9 protein-coding genes, 1 tRNA gene and 1 pseudogene are annotated in these 11,110 nt (G+C 70.3%); 10 read left to right on the forward strand and 1 reads right to left on the reverse strand.

What is annotated here, in order from left to right:
* The first annotated feature begins 15 nt into the window (after positions 1-15).
* The 8 genes from traA (at position 16) to AOK03_RS21785 (ending at position 8,414) form a co-directional block, all read left to right on the forward strand.
* On the forward strand, positions 16-558 hold the full coding sequence (traA, locus tag AOK03_RS21755; RefSeq protein WP_055566994.1) for a plasmid transfer protein TraA: 543 nt from the start codon (positions 16-18) through the stop codon (positions 556-558).
* Between the two features lie 16 nt (positions 559-574).
* Entirely contained in the window at positions 575-2,581 is a 2,007-nt protein-coding gene (gene traB, locus AOK03_RS21760) for a plasmid transfer protein TraB (RefSeq protein WP_425264398.1), read from the forward strand.
* Between the two features lie 182 nt (positions 2,582-2,763).
* Positions 2,764-3,225, forward strand: a complete 462-nt coding sequence (locus AOK03_RS21765; protein ID WP_055566995.1) for a hypothetical protein — start codon at positions 2,764-2,766, stop codon at positions 3,223-3,225.
* A gap of 25 nt (positions 3,226-3,250) precedes the next feature.
* A complete protein-coding gene (locus AOK03_RS41100) occupies positions 3,251-3,889 on the forward strand; it encodes an XF1762 family protein (protein WP_208609569.1) in 639 nt (212 codons plus the stop codon).
* A gap of 92 nt (positions 3,890-3,981) precedes the next feature.
* Positions 3,982-4,869 carry a bifunctional DNA primase/polymerase gene (locus tag AOK03_RS21770; protein WP_055566996.1) on the forward strand — a complete coding sequence of 296 codons (888 nt, stop codon included), beginning with the start codon at positions 3,982-3,984 and terminating at the stop codon, positions 4,867-4,869.
* 2 nt (positions 4,870-4,871) lie between these two features.
* The gene (locus AOK03_RS21775) at positions 4,872-6,347 is read left to right on the forward strand and encodes a hypothetical protein (protein ID WP_055567003.1); all 1,476 of its coding nucleotides are present in this window, start codon (positions 4,872-4,874) and stop codon (positions 6,345-6,347) included.
* A gap of 484 nt (positions 6,348-6,831) precedes the next feature.
* Positions 6,832-7,032 carry a helix-turn-helix transcriptional regulator gene (locus tag AOK03_RS21780; RefSeq protein WP_055566997.1) on the forward strand — a complete coding sequence of 67 codons (201 nt, stop codon included), beginning with the start codon at positions 6,832-6,834 and terminating at the stop codon, positions 7,030-7,032.
* Positions 7,032-8,414, forward strand: coding sequence for a tyrosine-type recombinase/integrase (locus AOK03_RS21785; RefSeq protein WP_055566998.1), 1,383 nt, complete (start codon positions 7,032-7,034; stop codon positions 8,412-8,414). The genes AOK03_RS21780 and AOK03_RS21785 overlap by 1 nt, the downstream gene beginning before the upstream one ends.
* 206 nt (positions 8,415-8,620) lie before the next feature.
* Here the strand turns inward: AOK03_RS21785 and AOK03_RS21790 are convergent.
* Positions 8,621-8,693 (reverse strand) — tRNA-Arg (locus AOK03_RS21790).
* A gap of 308 nt (positions 8,694-9,001) precedes the next feature.
* On the opposite strand from AOK03_RS21790, the gene AOK03_RS21795 reads away from it, so the two are divergent.
* Together AOK03_RS21795 and AOK03_RS43500 are read left to right on the forward strand one after the other, a co-directional pair.
* Complete coding sequence (locus AOK03_RS21795; protein WP_425264397.1) at positions 9,002-10,657, forward strand: GTPase domain-containing protein; 1,656 nt, start codon at positions 9,002-9,004, stop codon at positions 10,655-10,657.
* Positions 10,658-10,662: 5 nt separating this feature from the next.
* Positions 10,663-11,110, forward strand: a pseudogene (locus AOK03_RS43500) (hypothetical protein); the annotation flags it as partial.

Here is an 11,110-nt window from a genome sequence, read left to right on the forward strand (position 1 = left end):
TGAGGAGACTGCCTGATGGCACGCAACACCAACGCCCAGCGCCCGGCGCGGTCGGTGAACGACCCCAAGACCGGCAAGTTCGCCAACGCCGGGGCCGCCGCGGGCGGATTCGTCGGGGCGATGGGCGGCAGCTTCGTCCCGCCGATCAACGTCACCGTGAACAACAACAAGAGTGCGGCCCGCGCCAACGGCACCGGCCGCTCCGACTCCCTGCTGCCCTCGCCAGAGTTCACCTCCCCGGCGCAGGTGCGCAACTACTGCAACACGCTGCGCGCCGCCGGGGTGACGCTGGCCATCGAGGTGGCCATGGGCGCCGAGATCCTCAAGGGTGTGCTGGCCGCGGTGCCCGACCCGGAGGGCAAGGCGTTCGGCTCGCGCATCCGTGCGGCGAAGGTGGCCCGCAAGCTCAACAAGGCTTCCGACGATCTGAAGTCCGCGGCCAAGAACGCCGCCGCGGCGTACTCGACCTTCCAGCAGCAGTACGAGGAGGAGATCAACCGCGTGCGCCACCGCGCCCGCAAGCCGCAGCAGCCGGTCATGAACTGGGCCCAGCAGTAAGGAGGCAGCACCCGTGATGAAGCGCGCAGACAACGAGCAGGCTCAGATTCTCCAGCTGATGGAGGCCCAGCGCGGCAACGCGGACGGCGGGGGCGTGGGCGCCTATCTGCTGCACCGGGCCAAGCCGCACCTCCCGCCCTGGCTCGGGGTGGGTGGCATCGGTCTGGCCGGGCTGCTGGGCAATTTACGGTGGGAGGAGAGCACCCCGGCCGCGGTCGGCCTCACCCTCACTTCGGTGGCGCTGTCCGGCGGCGCCTGGCTGATCGGCAAGACCACCAGCAAGCAGCGCCGTTTCCATACGGCGCTGACCACGGGGCTCGGGTCGGCGTGGCTGACGGCCGCGTGCCTGGCCGGGCCCGCCGCGGGGCCGCTCGATGACCTCTACCTGATGGGCGGCCCCGCGGTCGCGCTCTCCTGGAACGTGCGCCTGCTCATGCGCCACAACCCCGACGGCTCGGGCGAAGGCGCGGACGCGGGCCTGCTGGAGAAGGTCGGCCTGGCCGGGACGAAGCTGGGTGCGGCGAAGGTGGAGCCCAACCGGGTCACCGCCCCCTACGCGCTCCCGGCAGGGGAGGCGACCAACGAGGACATGGCAAAGGCGCTGCCCAAGCTGGCCGGCGCGTTGGATGTGCCGCCCAACGCGGTGCGCTACCGGCCCGACCCCGAATCGGCCCGCCGCGGCGAACTGGTCATCGTGCCGGAGGACATGCTCAAGCAGGTCACCTGGTATCCCGGCCCGTCCAAGCCGGGCGGTTCGATCGCCGACCCGCTGGTCATCGGCGTCTACGACGACGGCTCACTCCTCCTGCTCACGCTGCCGCAGGCCATCCATCTGCTCATCATGGGCCAGACCGGAGCGGGCAAGACCGAAGGCGCCCTGGACATCCTCACCGAGGTCATGACCCGCCGCGACGTGGCCGTGTGGCTCTCCGACCACGTCAAGAAGGGCCAGGACCTCGGGGAGATCTTCCCGGCCTGCGACTGGGTGGCCCTCAGCCCGCAGGACACCGAAATCATGATCGAGGCCGTCAAGGCCGCCATCCCCGCGCGCACTGCTTGGCTGGGGGCGCACGGCTACCGCGCATGGTGCCCGGAAGCGGCCGAGACGCAGAATGACCCGGCGCACTCCTGCCGCAAGGGCCGCAAGGCGTGCGGCTGCCCCGGCATGGCCTACCTGATCTCGTGGTTCGAGGAGGCCGCCAACACCCTGGCCCGGCTGGACGACGACGTGTTCACCACGATTGCGCAGGAGGCCCGTTCCGCGGGTATCTCGCTGATCATCTCCATGCAGCGGGCCAGCGGCTACCAGATCAGCACCGACACCCGCGCCTCCCTGCCCGCCTCGCTGTGCTTCGGGGTGGACGAGCGGGACGCCTCCTTCGCGCTCCCGGAAGACGTGTTGGACGCGGGCGCCAACCCCGGCGCGTGGAAGAACCGCAAGCCCGGCTACTGCTACCTGGTGGCCGCAGGGGTCGAAGAGGAGCTGTACGCCAATCCGGCCCGCACCTTCCGCAACGACCCCGTCACCCTCGAATGGGTCGACCGCGAGTTCGCTGGGATCCGCATGGCCATCGACGATGTCACCGCGCACGCGGCGGCAGGCGTCGCTGGACGCGCCTACACCGATCGCACCCGGCCCGACAGTTCGGCGCACGCTCCGGAGGAGGACGAGATGGACGACGAACAGGGTTCTGGCGTCGACCCCGAGGACGAGCACATCGACCCCGAAGAGGAACTGCCCGCCAACCAGCCGGGCGACGACACCCCGATGTTCGGGCAGGAGCAGGGCCGCAAGCCCGACCCGGAGGAGGCGCGTCGCCTGTTCGCCGATGCGCTCGCGCAGTTCGAGTCCCAGGGGCGCATGGTCGTCGGCCCGAAGGACTTCACCGAGTGGTGCGACGCCCACCACCTGTCGCGTTCCTGGGTCTCCCTGCGGCTCAAGGACGCCGCCCTGGAAGGCCGTCTGGAGATGACGAACCAGACCGGCCGGTGGCGCATCGTCCCCGCCCTCACAGCGGCCTAACACCCCGTAACGCGTTACGGCCGCCTAACACCCAAACCCCTAGGCAGACGCGGTGTTACGCACCCCTCACACCACGCCGTAACGCTGCCTAACGCCGCCTCACACCTGATCGTCACACCCGAGCGCGGGCCCGCGTCACACCCCGACGCGGGCCCGCGGCAGCTCACCCCCTGGGAGGTCCCGTGAACTATCCCGAGCGACCTACGGCCGTCGAAGTCCACCACCCCATACCGATCACGCCCGCTGCCCCGCTCGCGGCGCCACTCGTGCCCGTGCAGCCTGGCAATGTGCCCGCGGTGCAGTCGATCGTGCTGCCCGACGGCCGCACGGTCACTGGCTACACCCTCACCTCCGCACCGACAGCCCCGGCACCGGCCGCGGCCGAGTTGCCTACTGCTGTCTCGCGTACGGCGGTGAACATCGCGCTCGGCGGCATCGGGTTCGGCGCGGTGTGCGGCGGGCTGGTCCTGCTCACCACGTTCATCGCCGCACTCGCCGCGCTCGTGCAGCAACTCATCATTCTGGCCGCGGTCGTCTTCGGCGGCTACATCGCCGCTGTCGTCCTCGGCTCCACCCGCGGGGGCGGCGGCACCGTCGTCAACATCCGCAAGGCTGTCATCAAGCGCAACCACTTCCGCGGGTAGCCCCTTGAGCGCCCCGCCCGGTGCAGTGGAACTGCACATCCACCCGATGAAGTACAAGGCCGCGTGCGCCTACGTCGACCGCATCCACCGCCACCACGGAGCCCCGCAGGGGCATCAGTTCTCCCTGGGAGTTCGGACCGGTGACGGCCTTCTCGTTGGCGTGGCCGTCGTCGGTCGGCCCGTCAGCAAGCACCTTGACAACGGGCTCACCGTGGAGGTCACGCGACTGGCCACGGACGGCACACCGAACGCCTGCTCCGCCCTCTACGCAGCTGCGTGGCGTACGGCCCGCAGCGCGGGCTACAGGCGCGCGATCACCTACACCCAAGACGGCGAAAGCGGCGCCAGCCTGCGCGCCGCCGGTTGGCGCAAGGCCGCTGAACTGCCCGCTCGTCCTGGCTGGGACGCCCCAAGCCGCCCCCGCCGCACGCTCGGCACCGAAAACGTGGCCCGCACCCGGTGGGAAATCACCACCCACAACGCGCCGCCGCTGCCGGAACTGCGTGACGAAACCCGTGACGAAACGCCCGCCCCTCGGGGCCGACGGAAGCGGTGTCCGGAATGCAAGCGCCCGGTCCCGCGACCCGTCACGGGACGACCTGCGCGGTACTGCTCTGCAGCCTGCCGCCAACGCGCCTACCGTCGCCGCACCGCCAACCGGTAGAGCAACGCCAAAGGCGGCCCCTCACGTCTCGCCAAAGTCGCGGGGCCGCCCTTGTGATCCAGCACGCCAGTAACGAACTGGAGGAATCCAGCATGACGCAACCCGCCGACATCCGGCGAGCCCCCACCCCCGGTGACGGCCTGACCGGGCACCTGCGCACCGCCCTCGACCTCGCCGCATCCGGCATTCCCGTACTGCCGCTGCGGGCCGGGAAGGTGCCGTTCGGCAACTGCCCCCGGTGCGCGAGTAACGTGTGCGGCGGCCGGCCGAACATGAAGACCGCCGGCCCCTGCACCTGCCCGGCCCCGTGCCACGCATGGGCCGCCGCAAGCATCGACCCGGACGTCATCGCTTCCGGGCCCTGGCGGCGCGGGTGGACGACGGCGGCCGCGGTCGCTTACCACCCCGGCGGGGCCGGGTTCACCGTCGTCGACCTCGACGACGCCGACGCCGTGAGGTGGGCCCGCGAGACCCTGCCCACCACACAGACCGTGTCCACCACGCGCGGCGAGCACTGGCTCTACCTCGGGCGCATGCAGTCCGCCAACGGCGTGCGGCCCGGCGTGGACATCAAGTCCACGATGGCCTACGCCCGCTGGCTCGGCACCGGCATCGGCACCAGGGCGCCCCTGCCGGACGTCGTGCGCGCGCTGGTCGTCAAGGAACCTGCCACGATCCGGCCCGACCCGCAGGCCGTCACGGTGCCCGCCGCAGCCGGTGGCGTGCAGTGCCGGCACCGCACGCCCGCCTTCCTGGAACGCGGCCTCGCCATGGCCGAGCAGGGCATCACCGAGGCTCGCAGCGCGGTGCATACGACGGTCTACCGCACGTTCCTGGCCGTGCTGTCCACGCACGGCCGGTGCGGCTGCCTTACCGAGGACCACGTCGCGCGGCTGTTCACCGCCGCGCAGGCCAAGGGCGAGACGGCCCGGCACTGCACGGAGGCGTGGACCAACGCCCGGACCAGGTTGGGACTGTGAGCATGCCCGACGACGACAAGACCCCGGCCCGCGAGATCATCGCCGACTACGCGCAATCCCACTTCCGCTACTTCCGCACTGCCGACGGCACCGTCTACGCGCAGAAGAAGGGCCACCCCGTCGCCCGCCCGATCCGTTCCCAGGGCACCACCGGCAGCCACCGCCAGGAACTCATGGTCGGCCTGTTCAAGGACGGGTGCGGCGTCTTCAACGGCACCGCGCTCAAAGAAGCGTTGGACCTGATCGAAGCCCTCGCGCTGACCGAGGACACACAGGCCGTGCACATCCGGGTCGCACCCGGATTCGACGGCGCGACCTGGCTGGACCTGGGGCGTGACGACGGGCAGTCGGTCCGTATCCACGCCACCGGGTGGGACATCACCGTGCCCGACCCGCGCGAGGTGTGCTGGCGGCGCACCCAGCTCACCGGCGAACTCTCCCTCCCAGTGAAGGACACCGGCGGCAAGGGCATCGATCTGCTGCTGCGGCTGTGCAACTTCGCCGGGGCCGAGACCGAATGCCTGGCCCTGGCCTGGCTGATCGGCTGCCTCGGACCGTCCGTGCCCGTGCCCGCGCCGTTCCTCACCGGGCCGCAGGGCGCGGGCAAGTCCACCGGCGGGCGGATGCTCGTACGGATCATCGAGGGGATGAGCGGCGACCTGCGCCGCGCCCCCAAGGACGAGGCCAACCTGATCGCGGCCGTGGCCGCCGGATGGGTCACCGCCCTGGACAACCTCTCCCACCTGACGCCGGACCTGGCGGACGCCATGTGCTGCATCGTCACCGGCGCCGAGGACGTCAAGCGCGCCCTGTTCACCGACGGGGACGTCTTCCGCACCGGCTACCGGCGCCCCCTGTTGATGACCGGCATCGACGTCGGCGTCATCCGCCCCGACCTCGCCGAACGGCTCCTGCCGCTCCGCCTGGAGCGGCCCAAAGTGCGCAGGACCGAGGCGGAGCTGTGGGCGGAGTACGAGGAGATCCTGCCCGTCGTGCTCGGCTCGCTGCTCGACCTCACGGTCAAGGTCCGCGCGGCCGAGGCCGAGATCCCCACCGATCTGCGCATGGCGGACTTCGCGCACCTGTGCGCGCAGCTCGATGCGGCCACCGGCTTCGGAACGCTCAGGGCGTACCGGGCCAGCCTGGACGACCTCAACGACGACGTGATCGAGGGCGACCTGCTCGCACAGACCGTCCTGCAGCACGCCGCCGACGTCGCGCCGGGCACCGAGCAGCGGATGACGTCGGCGGAATGGCTGTACCTCTTCACCCGGCTGTACGTCGGGGAGGACTGCCGTCCCCTGCCCAAGGGCTGGCCCACCACGGGAAAGGTGCTCTCCGACCGCCTCAAGCGGCTTCAGCCCACCCTCGCAGCCCGCGGCCTGTTCGTGGACTGGGGCCGCACCAAGGCCGCCCGCTACATCGAGCTGAGCCGCCCGCCGGCATCGCTCATGCCCGAGCAGGGGCAGGCATTCTGACCTCCGGGCGTCGGGGCCAGCCTTCACGAGCAAGAAGAGCACGCCGCGCCGGTAGTGCTCCTCTTGCAGTTCGGCGGCTCACCGCCGCCCGCAGGTCGCGCCGCGAAGCGGCTCCTTCTTCGCCCTTCGCTCGTGAGAGCCGCGCACTACTAACAGACACCCCTCTCTCTTTTTTCCTAAGTAGAGAGACGCTGCGTCACCTGCGTCACCACGGGACAGGAAATGGCCCCTGACCTGCCGCAACAGCGGTGACGCAGACCGCCAAATCCTGCGTCACCGTTCGTCACCCGCGTCACCGGCGTCAGACGCTCCTGCGTCACCGATGACGCGCCCCCGAACGTCTGCGTCACCACAAAACAGCAGTTCAGAGACCCTAAGTGACGCAGGTGACGCGGTGACGCAGAAATCCCTGCCTCGGACACACGCAGGCCCTTGATCCCTCAGAACCCAAGGCGAGTTGCTCCCACCCGACGGAGGTCCGCCCATGTCCGCGATTCGCGGCACCGCTCGCAAGATGCTCACGGTCCCCGAGGTCTGCGAAGAACTGAACGTCTCGCGCTCGACCTTCTACGACTGGCGTCAGAAGGGCCGCGCGCCCCGCTGTATCAAGCTCCCGAACGGCGACCTGCGGGTACGCCGGAATGACCTGGATCACTGGCTTAACGACCTTGAGGACGCTGCCTGATGGAGACGACGTACAACGTCAAGGTCTGGAAGATCTCGGTGTACAAGGGTGCGAGAGGCACGACTTACACCGTCCGTTGGGCGCTGGAGGGAACGGAACGCCGGGCCCCGTTCGGGACGCGAGCCCTCGCGGACGCCTTCCGCTCTGAACTCGTCAGTGCTACCCGCCGTGGTGAGGCGTTCAGCCTCGCCACGGGCCGCCCTGTATCGCACCAGACCGGCGCAAGCGGAGTGAACTGGTACGACTTCGCCGTGCAGTTCTGCGATGCCCAGTGGCGCCGTACCTCCGGGAACAGTCGAAAGAACGTGTCCAAAGCCCTGATGGCAACGACCATCGCACTGTTGCGTACGCCGGTCAGCCCCTTCAAGGCAGTCGACGTCCGCACCGCCTTGCGGGAGTTCGCGTTCAACACCAGGCGGCGCGAGGAGGCGCCGCCGGAAGTCGCGGTGATCCTCAAATGGGCTGAGCGCAACACCCTGACGATGGCCGCGTGGGAAGACCCGGCCAAGGTCGACGACGTACTCCGCGAGCTATCCGTCAGGCTCGATGGAGCGCCGGCCGCCGCCAGCTCCGTGAAGCGCACCCGGCGCATCTTGAACGTGGCGATGGAGTACGCCGTCACACATCGGGTTCTTCGATCGAATCCGCTTCCCAAGGGGCGAGGGACCGCCCCCAAGACGTCGTCCGCGGTCGACAAGCGGTCCCTGCTCAACGCCATGCAAGCGGCACGCCTTCTTGGCTGGGTCCGGCGTCGCCCTCGCGGTGGCGCGCGGCTGCACGCCTTCTTCGCCACGATGTACTACGCCGGGCCGCGCCCGGAGGAGGTCGTCGCGATGCGCGTGGTGGACGTCCATCTGCCCGGCGAGGACGCCGAAGATCAGTGGAGTGAACTCGTGTTCCACACTGCTCAGCCGGAGGTCGGCAAGAACTGGACCGACACCGGGGCGATCCACGAGAAGCGAGGCTTGAAGGGACGGGCCGCGGACGACACCCGGATCGTTCCGGGGCACCCGTCGCTCACGAAGATTCTTCGTGAGCACATCAAGGCCCAGTCGCTGAAGCCGGGGGATCTGCTGTTCCCAGGGGAGAAGGGCGAGATGCTCGCCGGATCGGTCATCCGCCGTGCCTGGCGAACCGCACGGGGCAAGGTCCTCACGCCCGAGGAGTTCGCTTCGCCGCTGGGGAAGCGGGTGTACGACCTGCGGCACACCTGCCTCACGAACTGGCTCAACGACGGAGTGCCGGCCGCGCAGGTCGCGGAGTGGGCGGGTAACAGCGTTCCTGTGCTCCTCGCCATCTACACCCGATGCGTGTCGGGTCAGCTCACGGACCTCAAGAAGCGGATCGAGGCGAGGGGAGACCTACCGGAGATCCCCTCGTGAGGCCGCCGGTGCCCTCGGGGAACTTCCCCGCGTATTCACCGTGGCCACCCGCAGAAACCCGGCGACAGCCGGACAGTGCCGGACCCTCCCCATGTTGACCTGGGAGCGGTCCGGCGCTTACGCGTCCGCTACCCGGCCCTCGCTACGTTGCCCTGACCAGCAAAAAGGCCCTCCGGGGTGGAGGGCCGAACAAGGATGGACTGAAGCGCCCCCGGCAGGACTCGAACCTGCGGCCAAGCGCTTAGAAGGCGCCTGCTCTATCCACTGAGCTACGGGGGCCGGGTGTGGCCGGTGGCATGGAGTCGGATGTGGGGGAGATCCGTGACCTTGCCGGGGACAAGGATAGGGCTCCCGGGTCCCTGTCCCTGGTGCTTCGCCTCCGCGCCGTGATGTGGAGGTTCGGTGAAGCGATCCTGATAATCGCAGGCAGGTGCGAATCTCGCATCGCTTTTGGCGTCTCACGCCCCGGGTGTTGTGCACTCGTTATGCCTGCGCCCCCGGTCGTCCCTTCCATCACCTGTGTCCGATCGGCGCGCAGAGGCAGCCATATGCTTCAGAAAGGCGCCAAAATTGGGCATTCTTCGCATGTGGTGACCTTGGACGTACGGCCTCAGTTGCTTGACGCACTCTCCGCCCTGCGCGAGCGTGTCGCCGCCGCACGCTTTCCGCTCCCCCTGCCAGGGGCGCCACGCGCGCGTGCCAACCGCGACGAGCTGTTGGCACAGCTCGATGACTATCTCGTGCCCCGGCTCAAGGCTCCCGAAGCGCCCCTTCTGGCCGTCGTCGGCGGATCCACCGGGGCCGGCAAGTCCACCCTCGTGAACTCCCTCGTGGGGCGACAGGTCAGTGAGGCGGGTGTGCTGCGGCCCACCACGCGCACGCCGGTGCTCGTCTGCCATCCGGACGACCATCACTGGTTCTCGGGGATGAGGATCCTGCCCGACCTCACGCGCGTGTGGGTGCCCCGCCAGGACTCCGGCGAGGAGATCGGCGGCGACGGCGGGGACGAGGACGGGAGCGGCGACGTACAGGCGATCGTCGGCGAGGAGGAGCGCGCCCTGCGCATCGAGACCGCGCAGAGCCTGCCCCGCGGACTCGCCCTCCTGGACGCCCCCGACATCGACTCCCTCGTCGCCGACAACCGCGTCCTGGCCGCCGAACTGATCTCCGCCGCCGACGTGTGGGTCATGGTCACCACCGCGTCGCGGTACGCCGACGCCGTGCCCTGGCACCTGCTGCGCACCGCCAAGGAGCACGACGCCACCCTCGTCACGGTCCTCGACCGCGTCCCCCACCAGGTCGTGACCGAGGTGTCGCGGCAGTACGGGGCGCTGCTCGCCAAGGCCGGCCTCGGCGACGTACCCCGCTTCACCGTGCCCGAACTGCCCGAGTCCGCGGGCGGCGGCGGACTGCTCCCCGCCACCGCCGTCGCGCCCCTGCGCGCCTGGCTCACCCACCACGTCCAGGAGCCCGCCGTCCGCTCCCGCGCCGTCGCCCGCACCGCCCTGGGCGTCATCGGCTCCCTCGACTCCCGCATGCCGGAGCTGGCGGGCGCGGTCGCCGCCCAGTACGCCGCCGCCCTGCGGCTCACCTCCGCCGTCGACGAGGCGTACGAGAGCGAGCACGCGCGCGTGGGCAGGCGTTTGCAGGCGGGCGGCGTGCTCGCCGGAGGCGCCCTGAAGCGCTGGCGCAGCTATCCGCTCGACTGCGGGGCCGGTGAACTGCTCGACGCCATCGCAGAGAGCCTGGAGGCGCTCCTGCTGTGCGCCGTCACCGCCGCGGACGAGCGCATCGACGAGGCCTGGCGGCGCGAACCCGCCGCCGGGGCCCCGGGCCTGGCAGGCCGGGACCCGGAGACCGAGAGCGCCGAGCACCGCATCGGGATGGCCGTCCGCAGATGGCGGCGCGAACTGGAGGAGTACGCCGAGGACGAGGTGCGCTGCCTCGAACGGGTCGACAAGAACGCCCTTCCCGACCCCGAGGTCGTCGCCGCGCTGCTCGCCACGGCCCTGCTCGGCGGGCGCCGCGCGCGTGCGGCCGGGGAGGTCCTCGCCGAACGGACCGGCGCCCAGGCCGCGGTCCGGCTGCGCGACCGGGGCGGGCGCCTGCTGACCGACTACCTGGACAAGGTCCTCAACACCGAACGGGAGCGCAGGCTCGCCCCCCTGGACGCCCTAGAGGTGCATCCCGAACCCCAGGCCGAGCTGATCGCTGCCCTGTCCGTACTGCAGAAGGAGAGGTGACCGCGGTGACCGCCGTCACTGATCACGCCGATCAGTCCGATCACACCGATCGATCTGATCGGTCCGATCGAGCTGCTCGGTCCGAGCGCGCCGATCGGTCCAAGCACGCCGATCGAGTCGATCGGGCCAACCCCGGTGACCGGAGCGCTCCGGAGGCCGAACAGGCCCGCGAGTCCCACGAATCCCACAAGTCCCGCGAGGGACGGGCAGAAGGCGAGGGACGCCCAGACGGCGAAGGACGCGACACACGTCCCGGCAGCCGCTCCGGCAGCCGCTCCGGACCCGCCTGGGACGACGGGCTCATCGCCCGACGCGTCGCGGGCGCGCAACGCCCCTCGGGCACGGCCACGGCCACGGCCACGGGCACGGACGCGGGCATCGACACCGGCCTCCGCTCGTACGCCCCCTCCGGACCCCCTGCCGGAACCCCCTCCGGAAACCCCACCAGCGCCC

The organism is Streptomyces atriruber (genome assembly GCF_001418325.1).
In the GTDB taxonomy this organism is placed as follows: Bacteria; Actinomycetota; Actinomycetes; order Streptomycetales; family Streptomycetaceae; genus Streptomyces; species Streptomyces atriruber.

Coding starts and splice junctions, on each gene's coding strand:
- AOK03_RS21785 (WP_055566998.1), top strand. CDS start 7,032: ATGGAGACGACGTACAACGTCAAGGTCTGGAAGATCTCGGTGTACAAG.
- traA (WP_055566994.1), top strand. CDS start 16: ATGGCACGCAACACCAACGCCCAGCGCCCGGCGCGGTCGGTGAACGAC.
- AOK03_RS21780 (WP_055566997.1), top strand. CDS start 6,832: ATGTCCGCGATTCGCGGCACCGCTCGCAAGATGCTCACGGTCCCCGAG.
- AOK03_RS21770 (WP_055566996.1), top strand. CDS start 3,982: ATGACGCAACCCGCCGACATCCGGCGAGCCCCCACCCCCGGTGACGGC.
- traB (WP_425264398.1), top strand. CDS start 575: ATGAAGCGCGCAGACAACGAGCAGGCTCAGATTCTCCAGCTGATGGAG.
- AOK03_RS21775 (WP_055567003.1), top strand. CDS start 4,872: ATGCCCGACGACGACAAGACCCCGGCCCGCGAGATCATCGCCGACTAC.